The sequence below is a fragment of the Sphaerisporangium album genome, assembly GCF_003323745.1.
Lineage (GTDB): Bacteria > Actinomycetota > Actinomycetes > Streptosporangiales > Streptosporangiaceae > Sphaerisporangium > Sphaerisporangium album.
The window spans coordinates 90,624-108,249 of record NZ_QOIL01000022.1; the positions used below are offsets into that span (position 1 = coordinate 90,624).

General features: G+C 75.2%; 10 protein-coding genes. 7 read left to right on the top strand and 3 right to left on the bottom strand.

All coding sequences use genetic code 11. The features are described 5' to 3' along the window. Nucleotides 1–61: 61 nt before the first annotated feature. From DQ384_RS31460 to DQ384_RS40585, 3 genes are all read right to left on the bottom strand, one after another. Nucleotides 62–2,467: a lantibiotic dehydratase gene (locus tag DQ384_RS31460; protein ID WP_114032513.1), complete on the bottom strand. Its 2,406-nt coding sequence runs from the start codon at nucleotides 2,465–2,467 to the stop codon at nucleotides 62–64. After that, nucleotides 2,464–4,356, bottom strand: a complete 1,893-nt coding sequence (locus DQ384_RS31465; RefSeq protein WP_114032514.1) for a hypothetical protein — start codon at nucleotides 4,354–4,356, stop codon at nucleotides 2,464–2,466. Before DQ384_RS31465 ends, DQ384_RS31460 begins: the two co-directional genes overlap by 4 nt. 73 nt (nucleotides 4,357–4,429) lie before the next feature. After that, nucleotides 4,430–4,564 (bottom strand): ammosamide/lymphostin RiPP family protein, encoded by a 135-nt coding sequence (locus DQ384_RS40585; protein ID WP_147268962.1) that lies wholly within the window; start codon nucleotides 4,562–4,564, stop codon nucleotides 4,430–4,432. 546 nt (nucleotides 4,565–5,110) lie between these two features. Between DQ384_RS40585 and DQ384_RS31470 the strand changes: the two genes are divergently transcribed. The 7 genes from DQ384_RS31470 (at nucleotide 5,111) to DQ384_RS31500 (ending at nucleotide 17,539) form a co-directional block, all read left to right on the top strand. Next, nucleotides 5,111–7,570 carry a lantibiotic dehydratase family protein gene (locus DQ384_RS31470; protein ID WP_114032515.1) on the top strand — a complete coding sequence of 820 codons (2,460 nt, stop codon included), beginning with the start codon at nucleotides 5,111–5,113 and terminating at the stop codon, nucleotides 7,568–7,570. 24 nt (nucleotides 7,571–7,594) lie between these two features. After that, entirely contained in the window at nucleotides 7,595–8,689 is a 1,095-nt protein-coding gene (locus DQ384_RS31475; protein ID WP_114032516.1) for an NAD(P)/FAD-dependent oxidoreductase, read from the top strand. Continuing rightward, the gene (locus DQ384_RS31480) at nucleotides 8,686–11,211 is read left to right on the top strand and encodes a lantibiotic dehydratase (protein ID WP_147268963.1); all 2,526 of its coding nucleotides are present in this window, start codon (nucleotides 8,686–8,688) and stop codon (nucleotides 11,209–11,211) included. The genes DQ384_RS31475 and DQ384_RS31480 overlap by 4 nt, the downstream gene beginning before the upstream one ends. Before the next feature lie 154 nt (nucleotides 11,212–11,365). Further along, entirely contained in the window at nucleotides 11,366–12,766 is a 1,401-nt protein-coding gene (locus tag DQ384_RS31485; RefSeq protein ID WP_114032518.1) for a TldD/PmbA family protein, read from the top strand. Then, on the top strand, nucleotides 12,763–14,127 hold the full coding sequence (locus tag DQ384_RS31490; RefSeq protein WP_114032519.1) for a TldD/PmbA family protein: 1,365 nt from the start codon (nucleotides 12,763–12,765) through the stop codon (nucleotides 14,125–14,127). The genes DQ384_RS31485 and DQ384_RS31490 overlap by 4 nt, the downstream gene beginning before the upstream one ends. 303 nt (nucleotides 14,128–14,430) lie before the next feature. Beyond that, nucleotides 14,431–16,977, top strand: coding sequence for a lantibiotic dehydratase family protein (locus DQ384_RS31495; RefSeq protein WP_114032520.1), 2,547 nt, complete (start codon nucleotides 14,431–14,433; stop codon nucleotides 16,975–16,977). 76 nt (nucleotides 16,978–17,053) lie between these two features. After that, a complete protein-coding gene (locus tag DQ384_RS31500; protein WP_220183245.1) occupies nucleotides 17,054–17,539 on the top strand; it encodes a hypothetical protein in 486 nt (161 codons plus the stop codon). The last annotated feature ends 87 nt before the right edge of the window (nucleotides 17,540–17,626 follow it).

Genomic DNA, 17,626 nt, shown 5'->3' on the forward strand with positions numbered 1-17,626 from the left:
GGTGAGGGGCGGCTCCCGGGGTGCGGGTCGTCCGGTGACGTCGGGGGTGTCTGGTCGTCTGTCATGGTCGGGCCTGGACGCGGCCGACGAGGGCCACGCGGAACTCGCTGGTGTGGTGGCCGTCCGAGCGGTGGAGCCAGAGCCGGCCAGGGCCGGGGAGCATCTCGGACACCGCCAGCGGGCCGGCCGCCGCGAGCAGGCGCAGCTGCTCCTGGGCCTGGGGAACGTCGAGGTCGAGGTACACCGGCTTGGTCTCGGTGGGGCTGAGCGCGAAGACGTGCCTCGGCCAGCCGCGGCGCTCGCGCTCGGTGACGACCGCGCGGAACAGCTCCAGCCGTCCCTCGGCCGCGATGATCCCGGCCAGCGCCCCGGCGGGCAGGTCCCAGCGCTCCCGCTGGACGACGAGGTCGCCGAGCACCAGCCGCGGGGTGTGCCCGCCGGTGCGCAGCCGGGGGAAGTCCACCGGGACGGGGGCGAAGACGCGCAGGTGAGGGTGGTCGTCCTCGCCGACGTACAGCGAGATCGGCCCGTGCGGCGAGACGAGCTCGGGCTCGCCGTCGCGAAGCACCGCCCGCAGGTCGCCCACGGCCAGCCGCCGCTCGGAGCCGACGCCCGCGCGCCCGGCGACCTCGATGAAGCGGCCGGGGTAGGCCTCGCCGACCAGGCCCTTGTGCTGGCGGCGGTGCAGGACGGTCGCGGCGCGCGCGGTCCCGCCCCACACGTCCAGGACGGGGGCGATGTCGGCGGCGAGCCGGGCGGGGTCGGGCGCGAAGACGCCCTGGAGGCCCCAGGCGAAGACGTACGGGTGGATCTCGCCGAGCACGAGCGGCGCGTCGTCGTCCCCCTGGACCATGACGTCCGGGCTGACGAAGAAGGAGCCCTCGGGCGGGTCGGCGAGGTCCTCGATCTCGTAGGGCGCGAGGTGGGCCACGCGCCCGTCGGAGGCGGTGAGGAAGCGGTCGAGCAGCGTGGTGCGCCACCGGCCCCAGACGTCGAGCACCGGCTCGAACGCCCCCTGGCTGAGGCGGGCGGCGAGGGCGTCGGCGAAGTCCAGGAACGGCATCGAGCCGCCGCCCTCGGCCAGCACCTCGGCGGCGATGGCGCGCAGCCCGTCGCGCTGGATCCGGCCTCCGGTGAGGCCGAGCCGCAGCACCGGGTCCAGGGCGTTCTCGACGCGCCGGGCGACGGCGGCGGGCCAGATCAGCGGCTCGTCGTCGGCGCGGCAGTCCTCGAACAGGATGAAGCGGTCGGCGTAGGTGCGGCCCTGGTTGCGCCGGGCGGGCACCCCCGTGACGGACTCGAACAGCTCCTCGGCGGCGGCGAGGAGCTTGGTGCGCCGCGGGACGGCGGTCTCCTCGGCGAAGCGCTCCAGCAGCGTGCCCATGTCGGCGGCGGCGGACGTGAAGCGCCGCGCCTCGGGCACGTCGGGCAGGCGGGACACGACGTCGCGCAGCGGGTGGACGGTGGTGGAGCTGGGTTCGAGGTCGCGGCGCAGCAGCAGCGCGCGTTCCAGGGCGCCGATCCGGCGCGCGGTCTCCTCGGGCGAGAGGCCGAGCTCGGCGGCGAGCTGTGCCGGGGCGCGGGTGCCGTCGGCGGCGCGTAGCAGCGCGACCGCGGTGGCGTCCAGCTCGACGGGCGGGCGGCCGGGGATGGTCGCCCGCGTGTCCTCGATCACCGCGACGGGCAGGCGTCGCGGCGGCAGGTGGCGGCGGATGGCGGGGACGGCCGCGGCCGCCTTGCCCCAGGCCGCGGCCGCCCAGAACGCGAAGAACGCCTCCCGGTGGACGACCCCGGCAGGCGTCTCGGGGCCGCGGCCGACGGCGTCCGCCTCGGCGTCCACGCGGCCGAAGCAGATGGGGCCGAAGAAGCTGGTGGTCTCGTTCTTGGCGGCGAGCCGCTGGAGGAACGCGTAGACGCGGCGTTCCAGCGCGCGGTCCCGCGCCGTGCGGGCGCCGTCGGAGTTCCCGTCTCCGCGCAGGTCCCTGCGCAGCAGGGTTTCCAGGAAGTCGGGCGAGAGGAGGAAGATCGCCTCCCGGACGTCGGCGCGTCCGGTGAGGGCGAGCAGCCGGGCCGCCGCCTCGGGCTCCTCCTCGCCGAGGAGCTTCCCGGCGAGGGCGGTCTCGCGGTCGGCGGCGTCCAGCGCGGCCGTCCAGGCCATGTGCGCGGCCGCGAGCGCCGGCGACCAGTCGCCCACCGGCAGCTCGGCGCGGGTACGCCGGCCGAGCCGGCTCCGCAGCCGGGACAGGGCGCGCAGAGACGCCTTGTCACCGGCCTCGCGGAGCCGGGTCACCTCGGCCGGGATCGCCTGTCCCAGCAGTTCGGAGCGGACCGCCTCGGCGCATTCGTCCCACTTGTGGGCCTCACGCAGCGCGGCCGCGGTGCGGGGGCAGCCGAGGCCGGCGATCAGGCTCAAGGCGAACCCCGCGCGCCGCAGCACGAAGGAGTCCAGCATCCGGAACACGGTCATGCCGACGGGGCCAGGTCGAGCGCGATGAGCCGGAACGGACGGTTCAGTTTGGATGTGGGCTTGGGCAGAGCGGCCGGCAGGGCGGCGTCGTCGCCCCCCGCGGCCGCGTCCAGCGCGGCGATCAGCTTGGCGGCCTCCGGGCGGAAGGCGAGGCTGCGGGAGGCGAGCTCCTTGACGTCCGCGCCGGGCGCCTCGCCGGCCGCGAGCGCGCGTCCCGTCTTGGCCAGCGCCAGGTAGTACGGGTCGCCCATGACGACCGCCGCGGCCTCGGCGCGCTCGTACCACTCGGCGGCGCGGTCGAGCTCGCCCTGGCCGAGCAGCATGCCGCCCACCTCGGTGGCGACGATCTGCTGATGGAAATGGTCGTCCAGCTTGCACGCCAGGTCGTACACCGAGTGGAAGCCGATGAGCGCGTGGTCGGCGTCCCCGGACAGGTAGCTGAGCCCGGCCGCGCGGTAGTGGTGGTGCTTGAAGAAGCTGTCGCCCCAGTTCGAGCTGATCTTCGCGAAGTGGTCCCAGGTCGCGGACGCCAGCTCGTACTTCTTGCCCATCTCCTGCAGCACGCTGATGTTGGAGATCAGGTTGATCTTGAGGTGGGTGGCGTCGGCGGAGTGCAGCTTGGAGATGAGCCCCACGGCCAGCTTCTCCTCGCGCATGGCCTGCGGGTACTCTTTGGCGCGCACGTGGGCGAGCGCCCGCACGTTGCGCAGCCAGGCCTGCTCCACGGACGAGACCGGGCTGGGCACCTTGGCCAGCTCGGCGAGGCCGTGCTCGATGTCGGCGATGCCCTCCTCCAGCGTGCCCGTCCTCTTGACGGCGAGCAGCGCGCGCAGCAGCAGGATGCGGGCCTCGCTGACCGCGTCGGGGGCCTCGGCGAGCGCGCGGCCGAACTCCTCGCGGGCGCCTTCGAGGTCCTGGACGAGCGCGCGGACGACGCCGACGCAGCGCAGCGCGAGCGCGCGCAGGTGCGCGGGGGACTCGGCGACCTCGGCGTAGATGCCGATGGCGGGGGTGCCGTCGCCGGGGTCCATGGCGGCGAAGTGCTCGGCGACCCGCGCGGTGTCGAGGGCCGGGGCCGCGTCGAGCCGCTCCAGAAGCAGCTCGGCGGCGAGGATTCCCCCCTCGTAGTTGGCGTTGAAGAAGCAGGAGCGGATCGCCAGCAGCGCGGCGGCGACGGCCCGCTCGTGCTCGACGTCGGGGGCCTCGAATGCCTCGGTGAGCTGGCGGTGCTCGGCGACGTCCTGTGCGACGGGCCCGGCGAGCGTGCCGGGGGTGTAGGCGCCCGGACGGGCGGCGGGGGCCGCGTCCAGGCCGAGCCTGTCCAGGACGGCGGCCAGCGTGCGGCGGCGGATGTCGCCGGCCAGCGCGGACGGCCGCGTCGAGTCGGGGGCGAGGTCGGCGAGCATCACCCGCACCCCGGCGGGCGGCGCGCTCAACGTGAGCCGCTCGACCAGGCGGGGCAGGGCGCGCAGGCTGACGATGTCGGCGTGCCCGACGCCGCGCAGCAGCAGGGGACGCCCGGTGGCGACCAGCGCGGCGGCGATCGCCTCCGCGGCGGTGTCCAGCACCCGGAACACCTGCTCGGACTCGGCGTGCAGGCGCCGCTCGGACGGGGTGCCGGCGAGGTCGGCCAGCAGCGGCGCGTCCGGGAAGGTGCCGGGGAACAGCCAGTTCCACTCGGGCCTGCGGCGCCGCGCGACCTCGTCCACCGTTTCGGGGACGAGGTCGGCCAGCGCGGCGATCACGGCCCGCAGGGACGAGAACGCGACGGGAAGCCGGGTGCCGACGTCCACGGCGACGGGCGCCGGGCCGGCCGGCGGAGACGACGGGTCATCGGCATGGATCACTACCGTGTCCTGCGGCAACTCCACCAGTGTGTTCGCGGCCATTCGCACCAAGCTCCCATCGATCCCGTCGGATTGGTTGTGTTAAGGGAATCCGCTGCCGCCCGGCTGACGGGCGTCAGGCGAGGGGGGCGATGCGGTTCTCGATCTCTTCGAGCAGGAACTCCATGTCGTCGAGGTCGCCGAGCTCCTCGCCGTCGTCGTACTCGTTCTCCTCCGCCGCGGGCTCCGCGACGATCTCTTCGTCGGCCATCCAGGTTCTCCTCTCGAAAGGCACCCGATGACACGCGAGAACGTGTCACGCGCGCTTTCCTCGTCTCCGCCGTGCCGTACACTCGGCGACCTGGAACGTCCGCGCCGAACCGGGAGGCACGACGGACACGCGCCGGTGATCACAGAGGTTTCGGCCCTGCTGTCGCGCACCGATCCTGCAACAGCACGAAACCGGTTGTCTTCTTCGGACGTGCTGAACTTCGCGGGCCCCGCGCGCACGCTGGGAGAAATCCGCGCCCGCCTCGTGAACGGCCGCGCGGCGCGTGGGAAGGCATCTGATCAGGGGCTACTCCCGGGGACGCCCGCCGGGGCCGTCCTCACCCCGCCGGCGGCCCTGCCCCGCGGGAACCGGTCCGCCGCATACTCGGCATTCTGGAAGATGGCCGATCCGGTTCCGGTGATTACCTTGAGCGTCGATCCTGTGCCGGTTCGGGAAGGGACGCACGTCGATGCGCATCGCCACCCTCGCAGTGCCCCTTTCCTCCGCCCAGGTCACCGCCCCTGTCCCGTGCCGACGCGCGGTCTCATGACGGGGGCGGCGAGCCGCTGGCGGGCCGCGCCGCTGGCGCTGCTGCGACGTACCGGGTTTCCGTTCGAGCTGCTCGGAGGGCTCACCCGGCCCGAGGTGGCGGCGGCGCTGGCTCCGTATCGGGTGGCCGAAAACGGGGTGGCCGGGCTCTGCGCCGAGTTCGCCGACGACGTGTTTCCGCGCGCGGTGGCCGAGCAGGAGGCCGCGGGGGCTCCGGCCGCGGTGTTCAAGGCCCTGTACCGGGTGCGCAGGGCGGCCGCGCGCGGCGAGGTGCCGCCCGAGCAGGCGCTGTCGGCCGTCGAGGCGCTCGACCCGGGCACGGCTTCCTGGGCCGCACGCCTGCGCGCCGCCGCGTCCGCGCTCGCCACGCGCCGCGCCGAGCTGGACGACGCCACCGGTCGCGCCCTCGCACACGCCCGCGCGTCGCTGTGGGAGGCCGCCGCCGGTCCGGCGTTCCGCGAGGCCGTCCTGCTGTCCAACCCCGGCGCGTACGAGCGGGTGCTGCACCGCGCGACCGGCGCACCTCCCCCCTCCCGCAACGCCAAGGCGCGGCGCGAGGAAGGGCTGCTGTACGCGTACCTGCAGCGGTTCTGCGCCAAGAACGAGTCCGTCAGCTTCTTCGGCCCCGTCGACCCGATCCGGATCGAGCCGGACTCCCCCGAGCCGCTGAGGCTGGAACGCCGTCCCGGCACGCTGCAAGGACGGTGGCTGCGCGCGGCGCACTGGGCGGCCGAGACGCTGGCGGCGCGGCTCGCCGCCGACCCGGAGATCGCGGCCCGGCTGCCGCTGCGGCTGGCCCCCGGCTTCTCGGCGTCGAAGGACGGGCGCGTGCTCAGCCTGCCCGACGGCCGCCGCGCCCGCCTGGACGCCGCGTCCGGGGCCGCGTTACGCGCCTGCGAGGCCGGGCTGACCCTGGCCCGGTTCGAGGAGAAGGCGCCCCCGGAGGAGGCCGCCGCGGCGGGGCGGCTGCTCGCGCGGGGTGTGATCCGGCGCGACCTGCCGATCCCGACCGCCGTGGACGACCCGCTCGGACGGCTGAAGGACGCCGTCACGGCGCTCTTCGACCCTTCCGAGGAGGCTGCCGGGGGTATGGCCGAGGTCGAGCGGTTCGAGCGGGCTCTGACGGCGTTCGCGGAGGCCGCCCCGGGCGAGCGCGCGCACGCGCTCCAGGAGGCCGAGCGGTGCTTCAGCCAGATCGGCGGCGTCGAGGCCCGGCGCGCGGCCGGCACGATCTACGCCGACCGGCTGATCGCCACCGAGGACTGCCGGGGCGACATCGTGGACGCGGCCGTCGGCGGGCCGCTGCTCGCCGACCTGTCCCAACGGCTCGACCCCGTGCTACGGCTGTCGGCGAGCTACGGGCTGACGGTCGCCGAGGCCGTCCGCGAACGGGCCCTCGCGCTGCACGCCGAGCTGTCCGGGAAGGGCCCCGCCGGTTTCCTGGCGTTCATCGCCGAGCTTGACCGGCGCGTCCAGGTGGACGAGCTCACGTCCACCGCCCCCGCCGTAACCGGCTTCCTCGACCGCCTGGCGAGCCTCGTCCACGACCAGCACCACGGCCACGGGGACGGCGTCGGCCTCGACGCCGGCGACCTGGCGCCGCTGCTGCGGCCGCTTCCGTCCGGGCTGAGCGTCTCCCCCGACCTCTTCCTGTCCGCGCCGGACGAGGACGCGCTGCGCCGGGGCGACTTCGAGCTGATCGTCGGGGAGATCCACCACGGCGTCCAGGTCTGGACCCACCTGACCGCGCTCGCCCCCGGCCGCGACGCCTACGCCGCGAAGCTGTCCGCGCTGCTGGAGCTGGACGGACGCCCGCCCGCCGCCCTCGTGCACCGCCGCACCCAGGGCAAGGCGTTCGAGCGGGACCTTCCCGGCTATGACATCGAGGTGCTCGGCCGCTCGGCCAAGCCGGACGACCACCGGCTGCGCGCCGCCGACCTGTCCGTCGTCCTCGGCGCGGACGGGCGGCTGCGGCTGCGCCACCCCGAGGCCGGAGAGCTGTTCCTGCGCCCCCGCGACCCGCGCGCCGCGTCCAGCTGGCTGTTCGGCCCGCCACCGGTCGTTCTGCCGCCGCTGCGGCTGCCCGGCGGGCACCCGCGCGTGCGTCTCGGCGACGCCGTCGTCTGGCGCCGGACCTGGGAACTCCCCCGGGACGCCTTCGACGCCCTGCTGCGCGCCGAAGGCCCGTCCGAGGCCGTCCTCGCCGCCGACCGGCTGCGCGCGGCGCACGGGCTGCCGTCCCGGGTCTTCGCCCGTGTGCCCGGCGAGCGCAAGCCCTTCTACGCGGACCTCGCCGAGCCGCTGAGCCTCGAACACCTGACGCACATGGTCCGGGCGTCGACCGGCGGGCCGCTGCGGCTGAGCGAGCTGCTGCCCGGCCCGGCCGGATGGTGGCTGGCCGACGACCGCGGCACCTACAGCTCCGAGTTACGGATGACCTACATCACCGGCCCCTAGGGCGCAGCACCGGAAGGAACACCCATGGCACCTCGATACGACATCGCCGTCATCGGCGCCGGAGTCGTCGGCGCTTCCACGGCCCGGCGTCTCGCCGCGCAGGGCGCCTCCGTCGTGGCGCTGGACGCCCACGGGGTCGGCGGCCGCGGCTCGCGCGCGGCGGCGGGCGTGGGGGTCCCGTCGGTGCGGCTGCTCGCCGACCCGCTGATGCTCTCCTTCGCCGAGGCGGGGCGCAAGCAGCTCTTCGCCGACCTCGACGAGATCACCGGCGGCGACCCGGGACGGCTGCGCACCGAGGCGGGCGTCATCCGGCTCGTCCGCACCCCGCAGCAGCGCGAGGAGCTGGAGACCGCCGCCACGGCCCACCCCGGGTACCTCGGCACCTGGTACGACGGCCCCGGGCTCGCCGCGGTCGAGCCGCTGCTGTCCACCGACAAGCTGCACGGCGCGTACTTCGACCCGTCGGGCCTGGTGATGGACGCCGACGGGTACGTCAGCATGCTCCAGCAGGCCGCCACCGCGGCCGGGGCCAGGATCCGCCTCGCCACCCCCGTGCTCGGCGTCGAGCGGACCGCCGACGGCGTCGAGCTGGCCACCCACGACGGCCCCGTCTCGGCCGATCGGGTCGTGCTGGCGGCGGGCGCGTGGTCGGGCAACATCCCCGGGCTGCCCACCCTGCCGATCCGGCCCCTGCGCGGCCAGATGCTCCGGGTCGACGCGCCCGTGACCCTGCGCCACGTCGTCTCCGGTTCGCTGTACGCGGCGCCCAGCAGGTCCGGCACCGTCGTCGTAGGCGCGACGGAGGAGAAGACCGGCTTCACCGAGACCGTCACCCCCGAGGGGCTCATGGTGCTGACCGCGTTCCTCAGCAGGACGCTGCCCCGCCTCGGCGCCGGCGCCCTGCGCGACGTCTGGAGCGGGCTGCGCGCCGCCGCCCCCGGAGGACGGCCGCTGCTCGGCGTCCTGCCCGGCGACGACCGCGTCGTCGTCGCCACCGGGCACGGCGGGCAGGGCATCCTCACCGGCGGGCTCACCGGCCTCGCCGTCTCCGCCCTCGTCGCCGGCGAGGACGACGAGTGGGCCACCGCGTTCGCCCCGAAGGCCGAGCCGGCACGATGACCGCGCGGCCCGCGCGCTGGGAACTGCACCCCCAGTTCATCCTCCGCAGCACCGGATTCCCGTTCGCACTGCTGGAGCGGATCTCCTTCCCGCTGACGTCGGCCAGGATCGACGCCCTGCTCGACGCGGAGGAAGCGCTCACAACGGCCGCCGACGCCGCCATCGCCCACCTCAAGGACTCCGACCACGTCACGGACGGCCGCCTCCGCCGCAAACTCTGGAAGATCCTCTCGCGCCACCGCCCCCTCTCCACCCCCGCCGAAGCGTCGCCCGTCTCCGTCGGCGAGCTGCCGGCGGAGACGCGGGCCCTGCTGGACCGGTACGGGCGGACGCTGGAGCGGCTGGCGGAGGCCGAGCGGGACGCCCGCGCCGAGTTCGGAGCCGAGCTCCCGGTTCGGCGCAGGGCGTTGCGCGACCTCGTGGCGGACGAGCGCTTCCAGGAGGCCGTGTGGCTGTCGAGCCCGCAGATGTACGAACGCGGGCTGCGCGGCTACCTGGCCGCGGGATTCGAAGAGACGCGCACGGGCCGCGTCCGCTCGCTGGAACGCCAACTGGCCGGCTACCTCCAACGCGTAGCCGCCAAGAACGAGACCGCCTCGTTCTTCGGCCCCATCAACTACGGCACCTTCACCCCTCGCCCCACCCCCGCCAGCTCACCCGTGCCCCCTGCGGACCTCCCCGAGCCCGAGGCGCAGCGGACAGAACCCGCTACGGCCGATGCGCCAAGGGCCGGGGTCGTGACGCGGCGGCATGCGTACGTCGCGTATTGGGTGGTGCAGGCGTTGGCGGCGAGGTTGGGGGCGGACGCGGAGGTGCGGCCGCATCTGCGGCCGCGGGTGTCCACGCTGGCCAGGCCGGCCGCCGACGGCTCGTCGGTGACGCTGGCCCGTACCCGCAAGGTCGCGCTCAGGGGCCGCGCCGCCGAGCTGCTGCCGCTCGTGGACGGCAAGCGCACCGCGACCACGCTCGCGCAGGAGGTCGGCGCGCCGGTCGGCGAGGTGGTCGCCGAGCTGGAACGGCTGGCCCGCGCCCGGATCGTGGCGTACGGCGTCGACCTGCCTGTCACCGAGCCCCGCGCGCTCGAAGCCCTGCGCGACCGCGTCGCCGAGCTTCCTGACGACTGCCCCGCGCGCGAGACGTGGCTGAGGCGGCTGGACAGGCTGCGCGACCTGCAGGAGGAGTTCGCGTCCGCGGACTTCGGCAGGCGGCGCGAGCTGCTGGATGTGCTCGAACGGGAGACCGGTGAGCTCACGGGCCTGGAGGCGCGCCGCGCGGGCGGTCAGCTGTACGCCGACCGGCTGGTGATCACCGAGGAGTGCCTGGGCGCGGCCACCCCCCTACAGCTCGGCGAGGACGTGCTGCGCCTGCTGACCGCCGAGCTGGGCCCGGTGCTGGACCTGCTCGCCGCCGAAGCCGTCACCACACACGCCGACCTCACCGCCGCCGCGCTGAAGTCACTGAACCTGAAGGAAGGCGACCGCCTCCCCCTCCCGACCTACCTGACCCGCCCCTGGCCCGCCACCACATCGGACCGGACCGCCGTCGAGGCCCGTCCCCTCTGGCGGGCCGAGATCGAGGACCGGCTGCTCGGGGACGGCCGGCCCGTAGCGCTCGGCGCCGCCGACGTCGCCGTGGATCCCGGCACGCTGGCCGGCCGGGCGCTGATCTGCTCGCCCGACGTCATGATCGTGGCCCGCGACCTGGACGCCGTCCGCGCCGGAGACTTCACCCTCGTGCTGGCCGAGTCGCACGACACGGTGCTGCTGTGGGGCTGGGCCCTGCAGTTCCTGGACGACCCGGCCGCGGCGCAGGACGAGATCGGAGCCCTGCTGACCAGGGTCGACAGCGAACACCCCCTCGCGAACATGCTCACCTCCAAGCGGGCCAAGATCGTCCCGTTCGAGTTCCCCGGCGCGACCGTCGAGGCGTCCCAGCCGAGCCACCGCGCCGGCGGGCGCACCATCCCGGTCGGCGAGGTGGACGTCGTCGTCCGCGACGGCCGGCTGATGCTGTCGGCGCCGGGACACGACGGTTTCCTGCTATACAACGGCGAGCTGGACTCCCCCGCGCACAACGTCCTCGCCCCCCCGCGGGTACGGCCGGTGGCGTTCGGGCGGGGCGGCCCGCGCCACACCCCGCGCGTCTCGATCGGCCGTACGGTCGTCCAGCGCGAGCGGTGGGTCGTGGCACGCGACGAGCTGGCGCCCGAGCCCGCGCGGGGAGCCGCCGGCGAGGACACGTCCTTCGCCCTCCTGGTCGCGCTGCGCAGAGCCGCGCGCCGCCACGGCCTGCCCCGCTGGGTGTTCGCGAAGATCCCGGGGGAGCGCAAGCCCGTCCTCCTGGACACCGAGGGGCTGTTCCTGGCCGAACTGCTCGCCCACCTCAGCGAGCCGGGCACGGACCTGACCCTGTCGGAGATGCTGCCCGGCCCGGGCCACCTCTGGCTCGAAGGCCCCGAGGGCGCGCACTGCACCGAACTGCGCCTGAGCGCCGTCCGCACCACCACGGACCCCGTCCCATGAAACCGCCCTTCCCGCCTCACCCCGGGCCGCGGACGAGCCACCTCCCCGAGGCGGCCTCCCGCACCCGCGTACGTCTGATCGACCCGAGAGAAGACCTATGAGCGCCCCCCCGACACACCGGGCACCACGGACGAGTCCCGCCACGGCACAAGAGATGCCCACCGTCGCTCCCCTCATCGACCCGGACGCCGCGCTGCGGACGGCGGCCGACGGAGCCGGGCCGGGGCGGCGGGCCGAGGTCTTCGCCGAGTCGTGGGTGCTGTCGCGGGCGGTCGCCGACCCGCTCGGGCTGCGGCTCGCGCAGCGCCGCCGCGAGGGCGTCGGGCTGTCGCTGGTCACGGCGGACGGCGTCCGTCACCGCCACCTGCCCTACCTGGACGCGGACCACCTGCGCACGCTGCTCGCCGGCGACGCGCCCGGCCGTCCACTCCCGCCCACGGCGCCGGCGGACCCGACGCTCTCCGGCGCGGCCCAGGGCACGCCCGGGGACGCCGGCCTCGCCACCGCCGAGGTACTGTCCCGGATGGTCGCGCTCGCCGCCGACGAGGTCGGCGCCGCCTTCCCCGGCCTCGTGACCCCCCGGGTGACCGGCGAGTTCGTCGAGCGCGCCACGCTGGTCGCCCGCGAGGACGGCCTGCTGCGCCACGGCCTGCACCGGCACCTGGAGCTGCGGATCCACGCCACGGCGCGGCGCGACGGCGCCATGGCCCGTACCCTGCGCGTGGCCGGAGCCGAGGTGGACGGCCCGCTCGGCGACGCGCCCGGTGAGGACGCCATCCGCGCCGCCGCCCGCGCCGCCGCCGAGCACGCCGTCCGTGACCTGGACGCGGTCGATCCGCCGGTCGGCGAGATCCCCGTCGTCCTCGCGGCGGGCGGCCCCGGCGCGCTGCTGCACGAGGTGTGCGGGCACGGGCTGGAGGCGGACGTCGCCCTCCAGCCCGGCGCCGCGTACGGGCGCCTGCTCGGCCACGCCTTGTCCCCCGCACGGCTCACCCTGCTGGACTCGCCTCGGGCCCCGCACGGCGCGGGCCTCTACCACTTCGACGACGAGGGCGAGCCCGCCGGGGAGGTCGCGCTGCTCGAGGACGGCGTCCTGCGCTCCTACCTGCACGACCGGCGCACCTCGGGGGCCGCGGGGCTCCCGCCGCACGGCCACGGGCGGCGGCTCGGCTACGCCTACCCGGCGCTGCCCCGCATGAGCTGCACCTACGTCGCCCCCGGCACGACGCCGCCCGAGGAGATCATCGCGGCCACGGCGTTCGGGCTGTACGTCGAGTCCATCGTGTCCGGCGAGACGGACATGAGCTCGGGCCGGTTCAGCGTGCGGATGACGTCCGGCCGGCTGATCGAGAACGGCAGGCTCACCGCGCCCGTACGCGAGGCCACCCTCGCGGGCACCGGCCTCGGAGTGCTGCGCGACATCGACCTGATCGGCGACGACCTGCGCTTCATGCCCTACGGCTACCAGTGCAACAAGCTGGGCCAGTTCCCGGTGACGGTGTCGGTCGGCCAGCCCACCCTGCGAGTAGCGCGAATGACGGTGACCGGCCCGTGAACCCCCCTGCCCTCACGACCCCGCCCGCCGCCCCGGAGTCCTCTGGCACCACGGCCTCGGTGGGGGCCGAGGAGCTGCTCCACGGCTGCCGGGCGTTGCTGGACGCCGTCGCGGCGGAGGGCGGGGACGCCGCCGACGTGCAGTGCGTGTCCACGTCCGTGCGCGCGGTCCAGGCCTTCGCCGACGGCGCCCATGCCGGACGCCAGGGCGTGACCGTCACCACCGGCCTGCGGGTTCGCGCCGGAGAGGGGGCCGCCACGCTGCTGCTGGGCGCCCCGCCCGCGTCGCCCGGAGACGTCGCGCGTCTCGCGGTGGCGCTGGCCCGCCGCTCGCACGGCGAAGGCGACCGGCCCCTGGCCCCCATCGGGGTGGGCGCGGCCGTCCATCCCGCCGTGCCGGAGCCCGAAGCTCCGTTCGAGGTCTCCCGCCGGTTCCTCGCCGAGCTGCTGACCCCGCCCGAGGCCGGGCCCGTGGCCCTCGGCGCGGAGCACGTCCACACGCGGAGCTGGACCGTGGTCGCCGACGGCGTGGGCTCGGCCGTGGCCTACGAGCAGGCGGGGCATCACGCCTGGCACTGGCTCGAAGGTCTCGGCGGCCACATGGTCGACGGCCTGGCCGCCTCCCGGTTCGACGAGCTGCGCTGGGACGCGCTGGCGGCGCGCGCCCGCGAGTTCCGCGCGGTGCACCTGGCGGGGCCTCGCCCCCTGGACCACGACGGGGCACTGCCGGTCCTGCTGCACCCGGACGTCGCCGCGCACCTCGTCCGCAGCCTGGGGTTCCTGCTCTGCGCGGGGAACGTGCTGTCGGGCATGCGGCCGCTGCTGGAGCGCGTCGGACGCCGCATCGCCTCCCCCGCCGTCACGCTCGCCGACGACCCCGTCAGCCCCGTGGACGCCGAGGGCACCCCGGCGCGCCGTCAGGTGTTGCTGGAGCGCGGGGTGCTGAAAGGCTTCCTGACCGGCCGCGCGAACGCGTCCGAGCTGGGCGTGACCCCCTCGGGCGCCGCCCGCCGCTCCGCGCCCGACCAGCCCGCCGTCGAAAGCCCGTCCCACATCTCACTCGCGGCCGGTGAGGACTCGCGCGACGCGCTGCGCGCCCGGCTCGGCGACGGCATCGAGGCGGTCGGCGTCGTCCAGCCCGGCCGTATCCGGGGGCGGCGCGGCACGTTCACCACGGTCGTGCTCGGCTGGAGGGTACGGGACGGCCGCCGCACCGAGGCCCTCGGGCCCGTGCGCGTCTCCCTCGGCGTCTTCGAACTTCTCCGCTCGATCCAGGCCACCGCCGACGACCCGGCCCACTCCTACCTCGCCGCGGGCGCCCGATCCCCCAGCATCTTGCTCAGCCACATGCGAACCGGCTGACCGCGGAACCTCACCCGTCTGCCGGCAAAGCCGGCGGCACACCCACGACGACGAAGCGCCCGCCCTCCTGTCAGAAAGGCCCCTTCGCATGCCATGTTCGCCCTGTGCGGCGCCCGGCCCCGGTGAGCGTACGGGAGAAGCGGATGCCCCCGGCAACTCGCCGCATCGCGTTTCCCTGGTTCGGAGGACACGGAAAGCAGCGAGTTTCTCGTGCGACCCGAGTAATCCACGGCACGACGAAGAGGCCGGAGAAATGGCGAACGCAATGGCGTCATCCACCCCGCGCGTCCGGGGAGCGCTCCGATGAGCTGGCTTCTGCACGACCAGCTCGTGGTACGCACGACAGGATTCCCCTACGAGGTGCTCGAGGAGATCCGGCTCCCCCGTACCGCCGCCGACATAGACGCGGTCCTGGCCGCCGAACGCGCCGCCGAGGCGCACCGGGACCGGCTGCTGCGCGAGGTGTTCCCCGAGGCCGTGCGCGCGGCCCGTGACGCCTCCGGTGACGGCGACCCGGCGACGGGACGGCTGCTGAGCAAGCAGCGCGCCGCGGTGGGCCGCCGCGTCCCGGCGCCCCGGCCCGAGGCCGCCCCCGACCCGGCCCTCGTAGGCCTTCTCCAGGATTGGAACCGGCTCCTGGCCGAGGCCGCCGAGCTGGCCGCGGGGGCGTCGGCCGAGCATCCCGCCGAGCTGGAGCTGTGCCGCAAGCGCCTCGGGGAGCGCGCGAAGGACCCCGTGCTGCGGGACGCGGTGCTCCTGCTCAGCCCCGCCTTCCACGAGGGGCTGCGCCGCTACGCCGAGAGCCCCGACGGCAGGGGTGGCCGCGAGAGCCGCCAGATCGAGCGCAGGCTCGTCACCTACCTGCAACGGCTCGCCGCCAAGAACGAGACCAACAGCCATTTCGGCCCGGTCAACTACGGCACGCTGGACCCGGACCTGCCCGCCGCCGTCCGGATCGAGCGCGATCCGTCGGTAGTCACCCGCACCGTCTTCGCCTCCGCGCGCCTGGCCGAGGCCGTGTCCGACGGCGTGCGCGCCGACCCGAGGATGCGCGCCCACCTGCGCCCCCGCCCCTCGGTCGCCCACCGGTTCACCGACGGGCGGGCGGTCAGCGCCCTTACCGGAAAGCCGGTCGCCCTGGACGCCACGGACGCGCGGCTGATCGCCCTGTCCGAGACCGGCCTGACCGTCAGGGAGCTGGCCCGCGAACTGGCCGATACGGTCACCCCCGAGGACGACGGGCAGGCCGTCGCCGGCCGCGTGGACGCCCTGGTCCGCAGGCGCCTGCTCGCCTACGCCCCGCTCGCGGCCCCGGACACCGCCCGGCCGCTGGACGCCGTCGCCGCCTGGCTGGACGCGCTGCCGGACCCCGACGACGCCGTCCGCGTGTGGCGGGCGACGACCGCCGAGCTCACGGCGCTGGTCGAGGCGTGCGGCGCCGGCTCGCGCGCGGACGGGGTGACGGCGACGAAGCTGCTGGAGGAGCGCTACGAGGCGCTCACCGGCGAGGCCGCGCGGCGCGGCGCGGGCCGCATGTACGTGGACCGCACGCTCGTCTTCGAGGAGTGCCGCGGCGACCTGACCCGGTTCGAGCTGGGCGGACCCGTGGCCGCCCGGGTGGGCGACGGCCTCGTCCCCGTCCTCGACCTGTGGCGCACGGCCGCGCTGCTGCGCCGCCACGACCAGCAGGTACGCGCCCGGACCGTCCTCGACGCCGTCGCCGCGGAGGCGTCGGTCCCGCTGCTCACCTACCTGCGCGCGTCGGCGGAGCACCGGCCCGCCGCCCAGACGTCCGCGGACGAGGGCACGGCGCTGGCCCGCTTCGAGGGCCTGGTCCGCGGGCTGCTTGAGGGCCGCGAGAGCGAGGCCCGGGTGGACCTGCGCGGCGAGGAGGTCGCCGCCCTGGCCGCCCGCGCGCGTACGGAGTTCGTGGACGTCGCCGTGCCCGGCGCCGACTCCCCCGCGTTCACCTCCGTCGACCTGCTCATCGCGGCACGCGACGAGCACGCGCCGGCCGAGGGCGACTTCCAGATCGTCGTCGGCGAGGGGCACGCCCCGGCGCTGCTGTCGGTGTTCCCGACCGACCACTTCCGCCGCGAGGAGGGCAGGCCTGACCGCATCGCCGCGCTGATGGACAACGTGTTCGCCGACGCGGGCGTACGCGTGGCCCAGGTGGTGATCGGGCGCGGTACGAAGATCTTCCCGTACCGGGTGGCGGACATCCTGGTCGAGCTGCGCCCGCACCTGCCCCGGGCGGGCGAGGCGGTCCCGGCCGCCGCGCTCCGCGTGCTCCGCGACGGCGCGGGGGTGGCGCTGCACGACGACGACGGCCCGCTGCTGCTGCACCCGCAGCTCAAGCGCGCCCCCGGGTTCGACCCGCTGGCCGCGTTCACGCTGCCCGCCGTCGAGGACCACCCGTTCCTGCTGCCGGGCCACACGCCCCGGCTTACCGTGGACGGCGTCGTTTACCAGCGGGAACGCTGGCAGGAGCCGGGCCTGCCGTGGGACGCGTCGCTCAGCGGCTGGCCCTTGCTGAGGGCGGCACGCGAGTGGCGGCACCGCGCCGGGATGCCCGAGCAGGTCTACTACCGGACTCCCGAGGAGCCCAAGCCGCTGCTTCTGGACTTCACCAGCCGCCATCTGATCGAGGTGTTCCACCGCCACGTCGCCCGCAGCACGGGCCCCGTGACGGTCACCGAAATGCTCCCGTCCCCCGACGGCATCTGGCTCCCGGCCCCCGACGGCCGCCACACCTTCGAACTCCGCGCCTTCGCCATCCACCCGGGCGAGAAGGCGACGACGCCCTCCGGCCCCGGCTGGCGGATCGACCGCGGCCACGCCCCTCGCTGACCGGTTCCTCCCTAGGCGGAAACGTCTCGCGTCAGGCCACCTTGACGTCAAGGTGGCCTGACGCGACACTCGGGACATGGCTACTCCTGACGACCTTGAGAAGCGATTCACGCTCCTGACAGCCACCGCGCGGTACGACAACCTCCGCGCCCGCGAGGCGCTCGCGTCCTGGGCGCGGGACGAGTCCGGCGAAGCCGATCCGTACGCGCCACCTCCCCTCACGAAGGAGGAGGCACTGGAGGCGCTCGCGCTCGGAGAGGTGATCGCGCGGAAGGCCGCGTACGGGCGGCAGCTCGCCGTGCGGTCGGCACGGGCGGCGGGAGCGTCCTGGTCACAGATCGGGGCGGCCCTCGGGACGAGCAAGCAGGCCGCCTGGGAGGCGCACAGCCGATGGATCGACGACCAGGCCGAACGCCATCGCCGTGACGGCTACTCCGGCATGGACGAGCGGTACACCGCGGCCGCGCGCGTCCTCGCCGGCAAGCCCGAAACCGACTCCAACGTGGACCTGAACGGTCGCCATGCCCACGCCCCACACCGCGACACCGACCGCGAGGAATAGCCACGAAGGAAGACCCTTCGGGAGGAGGCATCGTAATCGAAGACGGTCGACGATCGCGCCCCTTCCGCGTCGACATTGCGGCGCCTG